A 17,970-nucleotide genomic window follows, 5' to 3' on the forward strand; every position below is an offset into this window, starting at 1 on the left:
GAACTCGGAACTTTAACCTCTGAACTCGGAACTTGGCGTTACTGAGTGGAAATATGAATTTGTAAGTAGCACTTTTTTATTCAAATTCAGCAACTTGGGTTATTTAGTTATTGTTCTCCATTCCCCATTCCCCATTCCCCAATTTTTATTCTGGTAACTTATACTGCCCAACAATACGTTTGGCAAACTCTGGAACATGCGCTTCTAATTTCTCTGGATGATTTCGCTTCACATACAAATAATTCCGAGTAAAGTGAGAATCAATGGAAAATCGCGCATATTCTAAACCCTTGGGGCCGATTTTTTCGATCACCACACCCATCAGTTTTGCTGCCCACATCGGGAGGGTAACGCCTTTATCGTAAGCGGGAATACTTTGCTGTACAGCTTCTTTACGGTTGCCTTTAGACGTAACTGGTTGAGTGTCTAACTGGTCTTTCACCAAATCCAGCATTTCTTTACCTGTGTCATTTCTAACGACAATCCATTGCCAGCCGAAGGGTGCGCCCATATAGCCAACAACTAAATCTGCTAGGGAGTTGACGTAATCAAAGCAACTCATACAGGATGGGGCAAAAACATCTTTGAGTTGGTTTGTCTTCAAGCCAAAGAAAGGCACTGTTTCTGATGAGCCATCCTCATGTTTGAAGTGAACCCGGAAGTCTTGCATAAATTCGTAATGCACAACTGTATCAGGCGATCGGCTAGTTGTTTCTAAGAACTTTTGCAGTCCGGCGCGGTTAACATTATCTACGCAGGGCGTACCCAAAACATACAGTTTTTCTAAACCCAATTGTTTTTCTACGGCTCGTAATGCCTGGATTTGGCAACCAACGCCAATTACCAACAGCCGCTTCATCCCCGATTTCTCTATCTGTTCCAATACGGAAAGGTTAGGGGAAAGGGTCGGTTTATTTACCCGCGCTGCTAGTATTTCTTCTGGAGTCCGGGCGATGACGGGCATGGGTTGAAAGCGGTCTTCTTTGGTGTTTTGCACGCAGACGACACCTTCAACTAAGCCGCGATTGAGCATTTCAATCGCAATGCTGCTAACAATACCCGTCCATTGTGCGCCTTCGATGGGCTGTTGTTTCCGCGCCGCCATCATGTCTTGGTGGACACCAAAGTAGAGTTCATCAGGGTTATCGAGATGGCGCGATCGCGTATGCGTTCCTTCTTCAAGTTCGCCTATTTGTTGATTAATAAAAGCACAGGCTTCCTTGACATAATGAATATAGTATGTATCGCATAATCCACACTCGCTACAAAGTTCTTTAGCAGGGCGGCGACTATTAGATTTGAGAGCTTTGGCTTTTTTGTGAGGAGAAACTGAGGTCATATAAATTTTTTGTTTTATTCAGGAATCGCTTTTATTACAATACCTTCACTAGCTATAAAGTTCACGATAGAGATTGAACAAGGATTTGGATACCGATAAATCGGGAGCTTGAAGCCATTTGCGTCGCACAAAAGACACTGGCGACTCTCAGTAGACAGAAAAGATGCGATCGTTGAAGCTATGTAAATATTTTGTTATACTTGTTAACAGAAGTTCATATTTAGACGCAACACGGCTAAAAAAGATAATGCCCAATAGTGTATGACTGCTAACGGCAGCTAGGTATGAACACTTCTGAGCAAGATTGCCAGCATAACAAAAGAAAGTTTTCGCCCAGTTGGGCGATTGAAACAGCCATGAATGAACCCATTACATTATCTTTAGAACAAGAATTCAGCCAGAGAGCTTTTGCTGACCAGGTGCAGCAAATGTCCCGCGAACAAGCTCAAGAGCTTTTGCTTATGCTGCATAAGCAGATGATGATTCGAGAAACGACGTACCGGGAATTGCTCAAGCATCAGTGGGAAATAGATTCCGATGCTATCTCTGGGTAGAACTAGATGCACCAATTACCCGCTTCATCCTCGTGAATTAGAGTTATTGAAGGAGGCAAGAGGCAGGTATGCTGAAGGTTCCGTACCTTATAGAGCGATCGCTTAAAGGTAGCTAGGGGCATTGTCTGAAAGGCTTAATTTAACCTTGTTTTATTTAGCGATCGCACATAGTTTAAACGTAGAAATTCCCCTAAGAGTACTCCAAGTAAAAAAATGCTCAATTGTCATTGCGAGCGAAGCGTTCGCAATGACGGGTTTTGGATCACTTGTTTTTTGGTAAACTCTAGCAAGCGATCGCAGCAATCTCACAAATGGTCGAGTGAGGCTATTGCTGTGCGGTCGCAGACGTGAAGAAAGCGGGTGGAAATATTGAGCGAAATAAACTACTAACTACAATAAGCCAGACTGCTTAATCCGGGAGCATTTACTAAATCAGTATTGGCTATCCAACCATTACCAGATAACTCTCCAGGAAAACTTCTGGAAAGATCGATTTCTACCCAAATATAATTTTCAGATTTGTATGACTTAACTATGTTACCTGTAACCAAGTTAACAAACACGATTGTATTTGGATCCAGTGTCGTTATAAAATCTCCTTTTATACTTGGTTGGCGACGTATAGTTTCGGTTCGTACAATTCGCCGACATACACTGCCAATAACAGGTTTATTCAACAGGTTTTGAGCCTTGTTATTCGTCTGGCAAAATTTCAGTGCAGCAGTTTGAATAAACCCTGAAGTTGGAGATTTAATTCTTACAAATCTATCTCCACTAACTGGTATATATGCTAACACAATCTTTGTTTGTGCCGGCAAGATTCTGATAGCATTGGATGATGTTGAAGGTTCTTTGAAAATTGGAGTACTTACTTTAGTTGCTCGACAACTCGACTGTGAAGAATTGGAGGGTGCTTGTGTGATTTGAGCAAATACAGGTACACCCAGAGCGAAAGTAGCAATCTTTACTAAAGTAACAATATACAATAACTTGTGAAATTCCACGTTTTTCCTTAATATCACTTGCGAAAGACTGTATATTAGACTCAGAACTTATAACATCTGACGTTATACCATTTTTTTAACTCTTAAGTTTCTATTTTTTATTTAGCCAAAAGTTACCAAAGTTGGTTTTTATGGGCTTGACCTTTACAGTACGTATACCTCAATTCGTGAGAGGTTAAGGTCGGATACTATTTGTCAATAAGCAATAGTACTTAAAATATTGCGAAAATCAGGGTCAGAAACACAATTTTTGAGCAGGCGATCGCGTCATCTTGGTACGAGGTACTGTAATGAAGTTGCTGATTTAAGAGACTCAATAACATGAGAACATTCCAGCTTACTTTCTTAAAAAATTCAGTTAGAGTATTTATTTTAAGTGTTTCTATTTTGCTTCTACTGTGGTTGAGTTTGCCGCTTCTGCCAATATTTGCAAAATCAGAAACTCAAACTTTTGAGCAAGTTTGGCAAACGATAAATGATAATTTTTACGATCCCAACTTTAATGGGGTAGATTGGAAATCCATCAAAAAACAATATCAACCTCAGCTAACAAAAGCTAACTCAACTAAAGATGTTGCTGTTGTTCTTAATCAAATGCTTTCTCAACTCAAATCTTCTCATACTCGGTTTTATACTCAAGAGGAACCTGCTTACTATCAGCTTTTAGGGATTTTCTTACCTCAAAATTCTGATTTAAATAAGCAATTAAAAAAGTTTTTTCCTAAAGGTATTGAATATACTGATATTGGCTTGTTCACCAAAGATATCAATGGCAAAACATTTATTAGCTCTATTCTTGATGAAAGCCCTGCTGCGAAAGCTGGCTTAAAGGTAGGAGATCAAATTTTAAGTGTTGATGGTTCTTCATATCATCCAATCCGCTCTTTTACTGGAAAAGCAGGGCAAACCGTCAAAATGTTGATACAGCGATCGCCCGAACCGAGCAGCCAGCAAGAAATTACTGTCGTGCCGAAAATTTTTGATCCTAGCACGATGTTCTTGGAAGCTCAGACAGCCAGTATTAAGCTAATTGAGCAAGATGGCAAGAAAGTTGGTTATATTCATATATGGTCAAATGCAGCAGACCCCTACCAGCAAAAACTTCAAGATGAACTGATTTATGGTCGCTTAAAAAATGCAGACGGTTTAGTTTTAGATTTAAGAGATGGATGGGGTGGAGGAGATATTAGTTATCTCAACATCTTTACTGCCAAACATAATCTCAGCATCACTAGCATTCCACGAAACCAACGGCGTTATACCTATAACTATCAATGGAAAAAACCTGTAGTGATGTTAGTAAACTCAGGCAGCCGTAGTAGTAAAGAAATTCTGGCGTTTGGCTTTCAACAAAGTAAGATTGGCCCAGTGATTGGAACTCAAACCGCAGGAGCCGTACTTGCAGGTCGTCCTTATTTAATGCGAGATGGTAGCTTGCTTTATGTTGCAGTTACGAATGTATTTGTTAACGGCAATCAAAGGCTGGAAGGTAAAGGTGTAATACCAGACATTAATATTCCATTTCCTCTAGAATATGCCCAAGGAGTAGATCCTCAAATACAAACAGCTATAGAAACTGTGTTAAAAGCAAAATTCTCACCAATAGTTGAAGAAGAATTCAGAAGTCAGAATTCAGGAGTCAGAATCAAGACGCTCGCGGACTCGCTCTAAGCGTTCGCGTAGCGTCTCGTAGAGAAGCCATGCCTCTCGTAGAGAAGGCTTTACGCTACGCTATCCGCCAGTCATACAGAACTCATTCTGAATTCTGACTCCTGACTCCTGAATTCTGTTGGATAAATAGCTCAAAATGCTTTCTGCTCGATGTATTATTATTGGCGGCGAACCGTTAGGTACACGTTATAAATAGTGGAATTTTATCTCTAGCCGACCAGAGCGAATAGAGCGAGCTAAAGCTGATTGGCGCGATCGCCACTTTGCTATTGTGCCAGATGAAACAGAGTTTATTCCACTGCCAGAAGTAGTAACAGAAGCTAATCCTTTCTCATAGATGCATCGAAGGGACTTTGTTCTAATGCAACTTTTCAACAAAAGAAGCACTCCCAAGAAAGCTAGAAAAAGTAATTAACATCCAACCGAAACAAATATGTTTTTGGGTTTGCCAATCATATCTGGCTTCTGTGGTTGGGATTGTGTTAGCTTCGACGATTTCTAATCCCCAATAGCCTAATGCACTGATACCAAACAACGTAGCGCTGACGATGGACAAATTAGCGATGATTTTGAGAATGTAATTACTTAAAGTGGGCGCTTTCTGAAAGGATTGTCTGTAATGATGATGGATAGTTAGTTCGCTCGGAGCTACAACCTTTACACGTCTTGGTTTTTGGTGAGTGAGTTGTGAGACAAATTGCTTTTTATCAGTCATGGATCAAACCTCAGCCGTTTAGGTTGTAGCTAGATTATTTTCAGTAATTACATTGTAAACTTTCGTCAGAGATGTGTGGTTAAGATTACAGGAAATCCCCAAATTCCGAAAAGATGTAGTAGTTAGCGATGTCACACGAAAAAGCCGCAAGCGTCTACGCAGAAAAATTAAGAATTCGACTAGCTTTTAGCTACACGATTTGCCGAGTCATTGACTGAGCAAACAATCCCTGATCGCTATCTGGAATTGCGTAGCCCTTTCAAGGTAACTCGTAAAATCTCTTATTTTTTCTCAGCGTTCTCTGTGTCTCTGCGGTTCAAAAACATACTTTTTAACTACAGAGGCGCAGAGGACACAGAGTATAAAGTTTAAAGAGGAGTCTATTTACCAAAATTTTTACGCACCTTGAAAGGGCTATTCTTATAATGGTAAACTAACTGATTTAAAAGGGAAAATTAGCAATACTACCAATTGTAGATTTATCTGAGTTAAGACTGTGGCTAGAGAGGGTAGTTTGGCAAAAGTGCTTAAACAATACAAGAATGAATTTCACCCTTTGACTAAGCCGATGGTATAATGGCAAACGCCGATCTATTAAGTCAATATGATTTATAGATAGATAATATACCTATCTATACTTATTTAAGAGAACTAAAATTTTAGGGAAAAGTTCAAGTATTACTTGTTAATTAAGGTACTTCGATGAAAAAATTGATTAAAGGTTTGCGTGAATTTAAAAGTAGTTATTTTCCCGCCAATGAAGAACTGTTTGAACAACTTTCTCATGGTCAAAAGCCCAGAGTACTATTTATTACTTGTTCTGATTCACGTATCGATCCAAACCTAATTACACAAGCTGGGTTAGGCGAATTGTTTGTTATCCGCAATGCAGGCAACATTATTCCACCATTTGGTGCAACTAATGGCGGTGAAGGAGCAACTATTGAATATGCTATTCAAGCATTAAATATTCAACAAATTATTGTTTGTGGCCACTCGCATTGTGGTGCTATGAAAGGCTTAATGAAGTTAGACAGCTTGCGAATAGAAATGCCGCTTGTACATGACTGGCTCAAGTATGCAGAGGCAACCCGACGATTAGTAAAAGACAATTATAGCGGTTACGAAGGGGAAGAACTTTTAGAAATAATTATTGCTGAGAATGTACTCACCCAAATCGAAAATTTACGGACTTATCCGGTGATCCGCTCTAAGCTCCACCAAGGACAAATCAGCATTTATGCTTGGATTTATCAAATCGAAACAGGAGAGATTTTGGCATACGATCCACAAAAACATGCCTATATCTTGCTCCAAAATCAGCTTGTCGCATCGGAGATAGACGAGACATCAATTAGCCCATCTTTACCTAGCAATGTGGAAATACATTTCACTAAAACTCAACAACGGGCGCTTGAATCGTCCGAGGAAGTCCCTATAACACGTGAATGGTTTCCAATGACGGTGCTTTCTCCAGAGCAAATGGAGCGAATTTATCGAGGCTCGACAAATAAGTAAAAATGTAGAGAAGAAGTAAAGTGTTAAAGTTTTTTATACAACTATACTTATTAGCATAAATCACCACTATTGAATCAAAATTATGCAAGATTGAACTTTGTTGGCAAGGCTTTTTTGAAGCCCTTGCTCAACTTTGACGATCAATTTGTCAAAAGCCTCTCGATCTGCTGTCAGTTGTTCTTGAATAACTTTCTCTAGCTCTGGCTTTATTTGCTCACACATCTCCTCAATTTTTTTGTCACTCAAAAAACTGGAACGAACCCAACTAGGCACATCCACATTTGTCTTGATTACTTCTTGAACACTCTTACGATTTAGCTCCATTCCTGCCGCCATAACCGAAGCCCCATATACTAATGCAATGGGCCAAGTTAGGTGTCCAGTTAGGATTAGAGTGATGATGCTAGCTACAGTACCTCCACCAATTACTACATTGACGATAAACGCCACTGTTTCAGCGAGGATAGCATCTCCAATTCGTAGCTCTGGGTTAACAAAATTTGGGTCAATGCTATCTTGAAACCTTAAGCTACTTCTAGGAATCTGAAACTTTCGACATATTGGATCGGTTTGTGCGGCTAAATCTGGTTGGATTTTATTGCTAAACCAAGAAGCACATTGATGATTAATTATCTGCACAGCAAGTTCGCTTTTGAGCCACTCTTCTGCACCACCGATTAAAGATGTTTCCAAATCTGCCAAAGTCCGTATTTTGTTTTTTTGCCAAGCTTTTAAACCTGGTTTAACTGCGTTGACAATCAAACCATCTGTCAAAGGCTTGGTTAACGATTCAATTAACTCCGGGATATGCTTCTCAATCAAACTTTTAAGCTGATTGGAAGTAAATAGTTTGTTGACTTCTTGCTTAAAAGCAGCAGCACGCAGATCCCATCTTCCTACTCTTGCTAAACCCAGTGCAATGCACCGTTCCGGCTCAGGATCGGGACGCAGGAGTGTTTCTGGTTCGGGAAACATTTTCTGACAAAGAAAGTGCGTAAATTTCATCCGAGATGCACCGCCAGTCATCAGCACAAGTTTCGGCACAATTCCAAGTTGTTCTAACTTTTCTTGGGCCTCATTTAAAGAATTGCTAAAAGTTTGAATCCAACTATGATGCCCTAATTCAGCTAAGGGTTGATTTAAGATTTCCTCCATCATCAATTTATTTACTTGGGGAATAAAATAAATCTGTTCGTTGATCGACTCGAACCCACGCGCGAAGGATTCAGGATCGCTATATAGCTGTTCATTAGAAAAGTAATCTTCTTTTGCTTTGCGACAAGCAAGTTCACAACGAGCTTGGTGATGGGGATATTCCTTAAATACTTTTTCGAGTAATGTTTTTTGTTCGTGGTTGGCGAGAGTCCGGGCAAAAATAGCCTTGTCAATTAGGGATGCACCTAAAGTACTACTCCCGAAATCTATCGGGATTTCTTCTAAGTTCTTAACCAGAGTAAAATCTGTGGTTGAAGAACCAATATCGACAATTAACACCGATGCAATAAGTTTGTCATATTCCAGCTTTCCGGCTTCCTTGGCTTGCATGAAAGCAGCCCGCGATTCTGGTACAACATTTATTTGAGAAATGCCAGCTTCTTGAAGTAGCTTTTGGTATTCGGTGCGATCGCTAATTGACCATCCTGAAGGGCAACCAATGTAAAAATAGCTACCTTCTCCACCCTCAATTTGTTTGCTTTCTTTCAAAAGGCGGTAGTAGGTTGCAACAAAAGTGCTAATTATTTCCCGATATTTGGCATCGTTGTTGGGTTTTTGCTTGAAAGAAATTGTCAGTTGGGTAACACCAGCTTGAATTAATGCTTGTTCCCCGACAAGATAACCAAGTTTAGGATGCCAACCAAGAGCCGTAATTTGGTTCTTTTTGTTATTAATCTCCAGCATTTGGGGAGGTTCGATACTTTCCACGATCGCTTTAGCTACAGCCGTCTCACCGTGCCCCAAATCAAAACCGATTGTTTCTAAAATTTCCATAGCCTTATTGTCTATTATTCTCTAGAAGAGGAATATGCTGGTTCAATTACCCTACCGCGCCTAATTAAGCGATCGCCTTTTAACAGAGCAGGAGTTAGAGTGATGTGATCTTTGGTATCGGGGTCGATACTTGGCTCAAAGTCAAAATAATTGCGATCGCTATTAGGGTCATTTGGTCGGTAAATTTCAGCGTTAATTCCCTGAGACATTAAAATCTGTGGCAGAAGTTTCGCCAGTTCATAAGCCATTTGGGGTTTATCGAGTTTTGATGCGCCCATTAGCCTTTGCAAAAAATTCAATAGTTCTGGTAGTTCTTCTATTACTAGATCGCCTTCATATTTATTCGATTCTTCTACTCTAGCTACTGCTAGGTCAATTGTGTTGAGAGCATCGCCCAGGTGATCTAAAAATACTTTGCTATCAACCCTCAGAATAGGTTGAGGTAATTCTAAAGACAGAGAATTTTGCTGCTTATTTAAGTCAAGTTGAAGCACAACTTCTAGCCCCAAAAGTATAAAGACTAACAACAGACCCATCCATGCATCTGGGGTATTTTTAGTTAAAGAGAACAACCAACTTAAAATGCCTACATAAATCAGTCCCCGTAGCAATTTCAGGATTACTCTGCTAGAAAAAAACTTTGTCCCTGGGTTAGTAATTTGGCTTTTCTGTGTTGTCACAACTTGAGAATAGTTAGCCGCAGCGAGAGTGGCAATAGATTGCCGCAGCGTATCCAGAAAGAAGGAAGCTAGACGAACTTGAGCCAGATTAAGTTTTTCAATGTAAATTCTTTCAAAATGATCGAGTCGGTTCTGAACCAGCTTAACTATCTCCTCAATGTTGGTTGTGTTCTCAATATCTGTCTGAAGTTGGTTGCGTTCTTCGCTAAAAAGTGAAATTATTGTTCTCATTGTGTTGGTTAAGACTTTGACGTTACTAATAAAGGTGAAATGAACAACTGTTCTTCTCACACTGTAATCAGATGATGACCGAATAATTCATAATTAATAATTCATAATTATCTTAACATTGGGGATTTAAACCTTAACTAATACAATACTGCTTGTAGAAGCATCGCGTACAACCCTTTTTAATGTATGAATTATGGATTAGGTTGGTTGAAAATTACTATCTAAAAAAGGAGAAGCAGAATGTTGATCAGCGTCATTGCAGACTACGGTACAGGAGATCCGGCATTTACAGAAGTCACACAACGTCTGCTGATGGCTTTTCCTCATGCCCAAATTCATTTGCTTTCGGTTCCAGCATTTAGTACCTTGGCAACAGGATTCTGGATTGGCCAGCTAGGACTTAACCCAGGCCCTAGCGATCGCTTAATTTATCACAACTGTGCCCCTCGCCAAGATGATCCCGAAGCTCGTCGAGACAATGAAGGTGAAGGGCTAACTTATGCGCTCTTATCTAATGGTGTAAAAGTAGTGGGTGTGAATGCAGGTTACACCCTTTCTTTTATCAAAGACTATACAAAGGAGTTGCGGGTGGTTAACGTTTCTCGTGGTGGTTCGCAGTTTCGCTCACGGGATGTCTTTCCTCCAGCTGCGGCTGCCATTATGAATGAAGATTTTAGCGTTCTGGGAGATAACCTTAAGGGTGAGCAAATCCCAGATGTTCCACCAGATCGAATTGCCTGGATTGATGGCTACGGCAATATCAAAACAACTATTGGAGCGCATACAGTTAACTTGGAGCCTCAAAGCAAGATCGTGATCAGAATTGGAGATGTGGTGAGTGATGCAATATATTCTGATGGTAGCTTCAAAGTGTCTGAAGGAACTTTGGCCTTTGCTCCTGGTAGTTCCGGTTGGTCAAGAGGCGAATCAACAGAGCCATTACGCTTTCTAGAGTTGTTTTTGCGTGGAGGGAGCGCTTGGGAACGCTTTGGCCGTCCTCGTGTAAATCAGCAAGTAACTCGAATTGCTTAAAGTTGGTTGTTATACCAATTCTGTATGAAGATGCGCTAAATCATATTTAGGTGCAAGAGGCAAGAAAGAAAAACGAACCTCAAAGAACGCGAAAGACGCGTTCGCGCAGCGTCTCGCAGAGAAGAAAGAAGTTATATCATGTCGGACAAATTACTTGTGATATGTCATTGCGAGTGCAACGAAGTGGAACGAAGTGGAACGAAGCAATCGCAAGGCTTTTGGGATTGCTTCACTTCGTTCGCAATGACAATTATTTGACCGGACACAATATTAAAAGGGTTTAACGCAGCCTCACAAGAGAAGAGTATTACAACTAAACTTTTCAGTTGGATACAATACCTTTGACCTCTTTCATAAAAGGCTACGGTGTACACACAAGTCTTTTAGAGTTGCTACGTAACAACGTAGAGTAGGTTAATTTTTACAGGTTTATTGGCATGACGAGTCGATGCAATGGCATAACGAGTCGATGCAATGGCATAACGAGTCGATGCAATAGCATAACGAGTCGATGCAATGGCATTGCAGGTTATTGTATAAATCATTCCTGGGAGTGAAAGTTGATGATTCTAACTATGGTATGAACCTAAAAGACAACGCAGTTAGCAAGGTATTGCAAGGTTTAGGCTCACTAAACCTGTGGCGAGCGATCGCATGAAAGCAGAATTACCTTACTCTGAAAGAGTGACCATCAAACCAGGTGGACACATGGCATTGATGGAACAAAACCAACAGTTTGCAGAAGCAGTCAGCAGGTTTTGCGCTGGCTGCTCATAGCCGATATTTGAAGCACATCTGTCGTAGGGGCAATTCATGAATTGCCCCTACAGCGTGGTCTATTTACCTGAAAATAGCTGTAAACCTCCTGCCTGCTTCAACACCACGTTTGCACAACATGACCCTTCAATTGTTGCCCTAACCAAGGTGTATTTTGTGAAAGTGTATAAAGACTTTTGCGTTCGACTTTCCAGATTTGCTGGGGGTCAAATAAAGTAAGTTCTGCTGGTTGGTGAGGTAAGATCGCACTGACTTCTTGCCCTAAACACTCTGCTGGACTGGTACTCAATGCCCGCCATAACTCTAAAGCTGTAAATTCTTCAGTTTCAACCAGATATTGCCACAGCAAAGGTAATGCTAACTCTAAACCAATTGCTCCTGGGGGCGCTTCGGCAAAGGCTTGGACTTTTTCTTCGTAGCTATAAGGTGTGTGATCGATCGCGATCGCATCGATCACACCTGAACGTACCCCTGCACGCAACGCCGCGACATCACTGGGATTGCCTAAAGGCGGGTCTAAATGCAAGCTGGTGTTATAACTCTTAACTGCTTTTGTATCAAGTAAAAGGTGCATCCAGGTGGTGCTGGCGGTGATGGGTAAACCAGCAGCTTTGGCTGAAGCGATTAATTCCACGCTGCGAGATGTGGAGACGCGCATGATGTGGACTGGTGTACCGATGGCTGCAACTAATTCTAGCAGTGCTGCGATCGCAGTGGTTTCTGCACTGGCGGGTATTGGTGGTAAACCGAAACGGAGAGCATCTGGCCCTTCTCTCATTACACCATTTGCTGTTAACTGGCGATCGCTAGCCCAAAATGCAACTGGTTTACCCAACGGCTGGAGATACTCTAACACTCGCCGCACCAGTGCCAAATTTTCAAAAGGTTTACCATCGCTAAAACCGATAACTCCAGCAGATGCTAAATCTGCTAATTCCGTCATTTGCTTCCCAGCAACATCTAGGGTGATAGCGCCCCAAATCTGAAGCAGGGGAAGAGGAGAAGCAGGGGGAGACAAATTAATTTTCTTCTTCCTTGTTTCCACACTTCTTTTCTGCTGCAACTGTGCCACAAGCGCAGGGTTATCAATAGCTGGGAATGTATCGGGTAAAATGCTAACTCTGGTAAAGCCGCCAGCAGCAGCAGCTTGTAAAAAAGATAAGAGGGTTTCTCGTTCTTCAAACCCTGGTTCACCGGAGTGGCTGTACAAATCCACTAACCCAGGGCCAAGAACAAATCCCTGACAATCTCTAATTTGAGTATCGGAATGAATATCAACAATGTGCGAAGCTACTTCTTTAATATAACCATCAGCAATCAGCACATCAAAGAGTTCATCGATTTTAGAAACTGGGTCAATAACCCGGACTTTTTGCAGCAGTTCAGCCATAAAACTTTTTAGTTATGAGTTGAAAATAAAGTTAGGAGTTATAAGTTATGAGTTAGGAGTTATCAGTTATCAGTTATTTGTTCCTCGCTCATCATTGTTAACTTTATTCATCACTCATAATTTTTCACTCCTAACTTTATTCCTAACTCCTAACTCCTAACTTTTTCACAACGCTCCTGCTGCCGTTTTATCTAGTACGCCTCCACCGAAGTGAGTGGTGATATTCATCGCTTGTAATACTGGTAAACCATCGATTCCAGAAGGGTAATCGATAACGCTAACTGCGCCATTACCCTGACGGAAATTCCAGAAATTTTCTAGCGATAAACCCAGAATGTGACAAAGTAGAGTTTTATTAGTAGCGTCATGCGCCACCACTAATACAGTTTTAAATTGATTAGTTAATGCTGCTTCTACAATTGATTGCCAAGCTGCAACGCTGCGTTCCCATACTTCTTGCAAATTTTCCCCTTCAGGCATTTGCACTTGGGCCGGTACTAACCGCCAGCGTTGCAACTCACCGGGAAACTCTTGTTCTATCTCTGTTTCTAATTTTCCTTCCCAGAGTCCGTGGCTGATTTCTCTTAAACCATCTTGCAAGTCTAACTTTACATTAGGATGCTGCTTTAAAATAATCTCTGCTGTTTCTTTAGGGCGCAGCATTGTACTACTTACAGCAAAATCAATTGCTACCTCTTGAAGAAATTCACCTGCTTTTTGCGACTGTTTTCTACCGTTGTCATTCAGAGGGATATCAATTTGTCCTTGAAACCTAGTTTGGCGGTTCCAGTCGGTTTCGCCGTGACGTACTAGCAACAACCGTACTCCTTGATGATCCGGTCGCAATGAGGGTAAAGTCTCTCCAGTGTGTTGCGTTTGATTTAAGGATTCTAGCTGGACTGGTTCACCCAATCCCCCAGCAAAATTTAGTACAGTGATGCCACAGTTAGATTGCTGGATTGAATGGTAACGACTTGCAGGAATTCCCAAGGCCGTGCTAATTAGGGCACGATTAATGCCGTTATGTCCCACTATGAGAATAGTTTCGCCTTGATGCTGGGACAAAGTTTCTTGCCAAAACTGCCGCGCTTGTTCGTATATGGCAAGAACAGGAAAATGTTCTCTTGTCCCTTGTGCATCATTTATCAGCATTCGCAGTTCGTCGGGGCGCTGATGCCAAGTACGGTAGTCTTCGGCAAACTTCTGCTTGACTTCGGCAGTTATCAGCCCTGCCCATACGGGGAGGTCGATTTCTAGCAGTAAATCAGAAACTTGAATTACAGCAGATTGTTCAGGATGAGTAGCTAACTCACTATGAATAATATCTGCTGTGTGTTTCGCTCGTTGCAGGGGACTGCTATAAATAGCATTAAATAAAATATTGCTGAGGGCTTTGCCAGCTTTACTGGCATCGTTAAGACCTTTCTCGGTTAATGTTGACGCATCAGTGCGTCCCTGAATACGCCGCTCGGTGTTATAACCACTTTGACCGTGGCGCACAATGATAACACGAGTCATCTCAAAGCCCTCCTGTATCTAGACGATTAATTTTACTGCAAAATGATTGCAGAATTACGGACTCAGGAAGGCAGATTTAGTTAAAAGGGCGTTAGCAGACACATTGAAAGCTGAACATTGCCTGTGTAAGATAGACGCAGCTTATGATTTATACTATCTTACTTACGAGAAATCTATATATCTCAAGATTTTAGGGAAATGGTATTGGGCGAGAAAGGTGAAGTCTCTATTAGCTATAGATGGGGTGAGGTTCAGCCACTAGGCAAAGCCGCATAATTTGGGCAGACGACAAGCGGCGTTATACATTAATAAGTGTATCTGCAATACCGGACTTGTTCTGGCTTAGTCTCAATAGCAAAGGTTTGGAGATGTTTACTTTATCAGAAACTTCTATCCTGGCGGCAACCCTACTGGTAGCTTTAGGCATTTTGGGCTGGGGCTTTTATCGCGCTAGACCTTTTGGTAAGCTGGGAATCTTAGCCTGGTTACAGTCGGTGGTGCTGATGACTCCCTGGCTCCTATTTTTTGGATTGTTTGCCGCAGGGATTTACATCAATATAGCGGGTATATTGTTGTTAGTAGTGACTTCCGCAGGATTGTACATTTACTTGGGCAGACAGTTACGCGCTGCTGGGCAAGATACCATCCTCAAGCAACGTGCAACAGAAAGACTCGCTGCTGATTCTTTAGCTGAAGCAAATTCCCCACAAGCAGCAGTAGCAGAACTGAAAGCAGAGATTCCGCCGATCGCAGAAGAAGACTTGAATGCAATTAAAGGTATCTTTGGTATCGATACATTTTTTGCCACAGAAACCATCGCTTACCAAGATGGAGCCATTTTCAAAGGCAATCTGCGGGGAGAACCAGAAGAAACTCACAATCGTCTAACTGCGAGTTTACGGCAACGCCTTGGTGAGCAATATCGCTTGTTTTTGGTGGAAAATACAGATGGGAAACCAGTAGTGATTGTCCTACCAAGCCGCAATGATCCCCGCCCGATGTTGCGATCGCAAAAAGCTTTTGCAGGTATTCTGTTGATAGCGACCATTGCCACAAGTTTCGAAGCTGCGGGATTATTGCTGAATTTTGATTTCTTTGGCAATCCAGGGCGGTTTCAAGAAGCTTTGCCTATAGGTGCTGGAATATTTGCAATTTTAGTAGCTCACGAAATCGGTCATTGGTTACTTGCTAAACGCCACGAAGTTCGTCTTAGCTGGCCTTTCTTCCTGCCGGCTGTGCAAATTGGTTCCTTTGGTGCAATTACCCGTTTTGAATCTCTATTACCCAACCGCAAGGTATTATTTGATATCGCCTTAGCAGGGCCAGCCGCAGGTGGTATTATTTCTTTGTTAATGCTGGTAACAGGCTTACTAATTTCCCACCCAGGTAGTTTATTTCAATTACCCAATCAGTTCTTCCAAGGGTCGATTTTGGTGGGAAGTTTGGCACGAGTTGTTCTTGGTTCGGCGTTACAGTCGTCCCTGGTAAGTGTTCATCCCTTAGTGATAATTGGTTGGCTGGGGTTAGTAATTAACGCTTTGAACTTAATGCCCGCCGGACAACTAGATGGTGGGCGAATTGTTCAGGCGATTTATGGACGCAAAACCGCAGGACGCGCGACGATCGCAACTTTAATTTTACTGGCGTTAGTGTCTCTGGGTAATACTCTTGCCATGTACTGGGCGATCGTGATTTTCTTCTTGCAACGGGATCAAGAACGCCCCAGTTTGAATGAAGTCACTGAACCTGATGATGCTAGAGCAGCTTTAGGTCTTTTGGCTCTATTCTTGATGATTACCACGCTTCTACCCCTAACTCCCGGCTTGGCTGGGCGTTTGGGAATAGGATAGTGCTAAATTAGGAGTACAGACGCGATTAATCGCGTCTCTACAAGAGTTGGGAATTAAAAGAATTCTGCCCATATCCTAATCTCCCCACTCTAAATACGGTTTGGTTAAGGTTTTTTGATGAAGATTTTAGATCACAAAGACGCGATAAATCGCCGTCTCTACAAAAGAATGATTATTGTAGAGACGGCGATTCATCGCGTCTCTTGCCTTAACCGAACAGTATTGTCCCCACTCTTCGTCTTTCTAGGGTTTCCAACCAGCTAGCAGATTCGGGTAAGCTACGGGTGTAGGAAAGATTTTCTGGAAGGCAGTTTGACGCTCTAGGGGCTTTTCTTTGCTCATATTCCAGAGGGTTTCATAGAAAAAGAAAGAGACTCCGGCAAAATTGCGATCGCGTACTTTTTGCACTTGTGTCTGAATCTGCTGCATCGGTATAGATCGGTTTTTCAACCCAGCCAAAATACCCACACTCACGGGGATATGGCTTTTTGCAGCTTTTACTTCTGGATACTCTAATTCGCTGATAAAAACGTTCAAATCATCCCGATATATCTGCAAAACTAAGTCTTCAATAATTCCCATCCGTTCCCATTTCTGCCAGTCTGCTAAAAAGTATTCGTAGGAAAAACGCTGAGGATTAGGAGCAACGGAAACTAGGCAATTTTTTTTAGTCGCTTTAATGGCTGTAAATACCCGTTTCATAAAGTCGGTGATTTTATTAGCTCTCCAGCGCACCCATTCTGGATCTTTAGAGTTTTTGGAGGGAGCTTTACCACGGTGTTCTTTTTTGTAAAGTGCCACTGTGTAAGCATCGTACCCTAATTCTGATGGTAAGCCAAAATGGTCATCAAATTGAATACCATCGATATTATAGTTTCTGACAATTTCAACGATTAAATCTTGGATAAATTGTTGTACTTCTGGGCGAAAGGGATTTAGCCAAACGCGATTATGCGTCCCTTCTTTGATAATCCGCGTTCCATCGCTGCGACTAGTGAGCCATTGCGGACGATTTTTAGCTAATAGGGAATCTGCCGGGGCCATGAAGCCAAATTCAAACCAAGGAATGACTGTTAACCCTTTTTGATGTCCCACATCAACAATTTCTTTAACGATATCTCGTCCTTGCAATCCGGGCGTGGGATCGAGCGATCGCCCGATAACTTTTTGGGCAACTTTGCTAGGATACAATGTATATCCCCAATTCCAAACCGCCGGATATATGGTGTTAAAATTGAGTTCATCAAGGCGTTGCAGAGATCCCTTGAGGCGATCGCGCTCGAACAACACATCGCTATCAATATTTGTTAACCACACCCCTCTTAACTCAGATGCTGTCACTCTCTGAGGAATAACTTGAGCCTTTAAGGGGAACGATAACATTGTTGTAGCTACCAAACTCAAGGTAACTATAACGGCAAACAATCCCAACTTTCTGCTTTGGCGAATATTCCACCAAGAAGAAAATTCAACACACCACTTGACAAACCTGTTCATCATTTGCTGGAGACATTATCCAATATGAATCGTTTCGATTGTAAGCGATCGCTATTTCATTAATTACCAATTCGTAATTCGTAATGACGCTCACAAGCAATTACGAATTGTTTTAATCTGATCATTGAAGTTTATGGCGTTGCTGATTGCGGTATGAAAACGATTGTGCTTTGTGGGGAAAAGCCTTGTGGAGACGTAAAATTTT

Annotated in this window: 15 protein-coding genes; 7 read left to right on the forward strand and 8 right to left on the reverse strand. The window is 41.7% G+C overall.

Annotation, left to right across the window (positions count from 1 at the left end):
* Nucleotides 1-145: 145 nt before the first annotated feature.
* Nucleotides 146-1,339, reverse strand: coding sequence for a Coenzyme F420 hydrogenase/dehydrogenase, beta subunit C-terminal domain (locus tag VB732_RS30060; protein ID WP_323234516.1), 1,194 nt, complete (start codon nt 1,337-1,339; stop codon nt 146-148).
* 356 nt (nt 1,340-1,695) lie between these two features.
* Here VB732_RS30060 and VB732_RS30065 point away from each other — a divergent pair, with 356 nt between their 5' ends.
* Complete coding sequence (locus VB732_RS30065; RefSeq protein WP_323234538.1) at nt 1,696-1,893, forward strand: NblA/ycf18 family protein; 198 nt, start codon at nt 1,696-1,698, stop codon at nt 1,891-1,893.
* A 386-nt stretch (nt 1,894-2,279) separates the two neighbouring features.
* Here VB732_RS30065 and VB732_RS30070 read toward each other — a convergent pair whose 3' ends face one another.
* Nucleotides 2,280-2,897: a hypothetical protein gene (locus VB732_RS30070; RefSeq protein ID WP_323234517.1), complete on the reverse strand. Its 618-nt coding sequence runs from the start codon at nt 2,895-2,897 to the stop codon at nt 2,280-2,282.
* Between the two features lie 321 nt (nt 2,898-3,218).
* Between VB732_RS30070 and VB732_RS30075 the strand changes: the two genes are divergently transcribed.
* A complete protein-coding gene (locus VB732_RS30075; protein ID WP_323234518.1) occupies nt 3,219-4,568 on the forward strand; it encodes a S41 family peptidase in 1,350 nt (449 codons plus the stop codon).
* 358 nt (nt 4,569-4,926) lie between these two features.
* On the opposite strand, the gene VB732_RS30080 is transcribed toward VB732_RS30075, so the two are convergent.
* Nucleotides 4,927-5,283, reverse strand: a complete 357-nt coding sequence (locus VB732_RS30080; RefSeq protein ID WP_323234519.1) for a hypothetical protein — start codon at nt 5,281-5,283, stop codon at nt 4,927-4,929.
* A gap of 702 nt (nt 5,284-5,985) precedes the next feature.
* On the opposite strand from VB732_RS30080, the gene VB732_RS30085 reads away from it, so the two are divergent.
* Nucleotides 5,986-6,801, forward strand: a complete 816-nt coding sequence (locus VB732_RS30085; RefSeq protein WP_323234520.1) for a carbonic anhydrase — start codon at nt 5,986-5,988, stop codon at nt 6,799-6,801.
* A gap of 66 nt (nt 6,802-6,867) precedes the next feature.
* Here VB732_RS30085 and VB732_RS30090 read toward each other — a convergent pair whose 3' ends face one another.
* Both VB732_RS30090 and VB732_RS30095 read right to left on the reverse strand, forming a co-directional pair.
* The gene (locus VB732_RS30090) at nt 6,868-8,790 is read right to left on the reverse strand and encodes an Hsp70 family protein (RefSeq protein ID WP_323234521.1); all 1,923 of its coding nucleotides are present in this window, start codon (nt 8,788-8,790) and stop codon (nt 6,868-6,870) included.
* Between the two features lie 14 nt (nt 8,791-8,804).
* Complete coding sequence (locus tag VB732_RS30095; RefSeq protein ID WP_323234522.1) at nt 8,805-9,701, reverse strand: hypothetical protein; 897 nt, start codon at nt 9,699-9,701, stop codon at nt 8,805-8,807.
* 240 nt (nt 9,702-9,941) lie between these two features.
* Here VB732_RS30095 and VB732_RS30100 point away from each other — a divergent pair, with 240 nt between their 5' ends.
* The 3 genes from VB732_RS30100 to VB732_RS30110 all read left to right on the forward strand — a co-directional run bounded on the left by VB732_RS30100 (nt 9,942) and on the right by VB732_RS30110 (nt 11,510).
* Nucleotides 9,942-10,733, forward strand: a complete 792-nt coding sequence (locus VB732_RS30100) for a hypothetical protein (RefSeq protein WP_323234523.1) — start codon at nt 9,942-9,944, stop codon at nt 10,731-10,733.
* Nucleotides 10,734-11,244: 511 nt separating this feature from the next.
* Complete coding sequence (locus VB732_RS30105) at nt 11,245-11,391, forward strand: hypothetical protein (RefSeq protein ID WP_323234524.1); 147 nt, start codon at nt 11,245-11,247, stop codon at nt 11,389-11,391.
* Nucleotides 11,388-11,510 (forward strand): hypothetical protein, encoded by a 123-nt coding sequence (locus VB732_RS30110; RefSeq protein ID WP_323234525.1) that lies wholly within the window; start codon nt 11,388-11,390, stop codon nt 11,508-11,510. The genes VB732_RS30105 and VB732_RS30110 overlap by 4 nt, the downstream gene beginning before the upstream one ends.
* A gap of 97 nt (nt 11,511-11,607) precedes the next feature.
* Here the strand turns inward: VB732_RS30110 and VB732_RS30115 are convergent, their stop codons facing one another.
* Together VB732_RS30115 and VB732_RS30120 are read right to left on the reverse strand one after the other, a co-directional pair.
* Complete coding sequence (locus tag VB732_RS30115) at nt 11,608-12,900, reverse strand: dihydroorotase (protein WP_323234526.1); 1,293 nt, start codon at nt 12,898-12,900, stop codon at nt 11,608-11,610.
* A 165-nt stretch (nt 12,901-13,065) separates the two neighbouring features.
* Nucleotides 13,066-14,418 carry a histidine phosphatase family protein gene (locus tag VB732_RS30120; protein ID WP_323234527.1) on the reverse strand — a complete coding sequence of 451 codons (1,353 nt, stop codon included), beginning with the start codon at nt 14,416-14,418 and terminating at the stop codon, nt 13,066-13,068.
* A gap of 368 nt (nt 14,419-14,786) precedes the next feature.
* Here VB732_RS30120 and VB732_RS30125 point away from each other — a divergent pair, with 368 nt between their 5' ends.
* Nucleotides 14,787-16,268: a site-2 protease family protein gene (locus tag VB732_RS30125; protein WP_323234528.1), complete on the forward strand. Its 1,482-nt coding sequence runs from the start codon at nt 14,787-14,789 to the stop codon at nt 16,266-16,268.
* 243 nt (nt 16,269-16,511) lie between these two features.
* On the opposite strand, the gene VB732_RS30130 is transcribed toward VB732_RS30125, so the two are convergent.
* Nucleotides 16,512-17,765 (reverse strand): glycoside hydrolase family 10 protein, encoded by a 1,254-nt coding sequence (locus tag VB732_RS30130; protein WP_323234539.1) that lies wholly within the window; start codon nt 17,763-17,765, stop codon nt 16,512-16,514.
* Nucleotides 17,766-17,970: the final 205 nt, after the last annotated feature.

This window comes from Nostoc sp. UHCC 0252, from assembly GCF_034931145.1.
Lineage (GTDB): Bacteria > Cyanobacteriota > Cyanobacteriia > Cyanobacteriales > Nostocaceae > Nostoc.

Bases quoted from the DNA above. Each gene is read 5' to 3' on its own strand.
- VB732_RS30115 (WP_323234526.1), bottom strand. From the start codon at position 12,900: ATGGCTGAACTGCTGCAAAAAGTCCGGGTTATTGACCCAGTTTCTAAA.
- VB732_RS30100 (WP_323234523.1), top strand. From the start codon at position 9,942: ATGTTGATCAGCGTCATTGCAGACTACGGTACAGGAGATCCGGCATTT.
- VB732_RS30065 (WP_323234538.1), top strand. From the start codon at position 1,696: ATGAATGAACCCATTACATTATCTTTAGAACAAGAATTCAGCCAGAGA.
- VB732_RS30080 (WP_323234519.1), bottom strand. From the start codon at position 5,283: ATGACTGATAAAAAGCAATTTGTCTCACAACTCACTCACCAAAAACCA.
- VB732_RS30130 (WP_323234539.1), bottom strand. From the start codon at position 17,765: ATGAACAGGTTTGTCAAGTGGTGTGTTGAATTTTCTTCTTGGTGGAAT.
- VB732_RS30110 (WP_323234525.1), top strand. From the start codon at position 11,388: ATGAAAGCAGAATTACCTTACTCTGAAAGAGTGACCATCAAACCAGGT.
- VB732_RS30085 (WP_323234520.1), top strand. From the start codon at position 5,986: ATGAAAAAATTGATTAAAGGTTTGCGTGAATTTAAAAGTAGTTATTTT.
- VB732_RS30120 (WP_323234527.1), bottom strand. From the start codon at position 14,418: ATGACTCGTGTTATCATTGTGCGCCACGGTCAAAGTGGTTATAACACC.
- VB732_RS30060 (WP_323234516.1), bottom strand. From the start codon at position 1,339: ATGACCTCAGTTTCTCCTCACAAAAAAGCCAAAGCTCTCAAATCTAAT.
- VB732_RS30095 (WP_323234522.1), bottom strand. From the start codon at position 9,701: ATGAGAACAATAATTTCACTTTTTAGCGAAGAACGCAACCAACTTCAG.
- VB732_RS30125 (WP_323234528.1), top strand. From the start codon at position 14,787: ATGTTTACTTTATCAGAAACTTCTATCCTGGCGGCAACCCTACTGGTA.
- VB732_RS30075 (WP_323234518.1), top strand. From the start codon at position 3,219: ATGAGAACATTCCAGCTTACTTTCTTAAAAAATTCAGTTAGAGTATTT.
- VB732_RS30090 (WP_323234521.1), bottom strand. From the start codon at position 8,790: ATGGAAATTTTAGAAACAATCGGTTTTGATTTGGGGCACGGTGAGACG.
- VB732_RS30105 (WP_323234524.1), top strand. From the start codon at position 11,245: ATGCAATGGCATTGCAGGTTATTGTATAAATCATTCCTGGGAGTGAAA.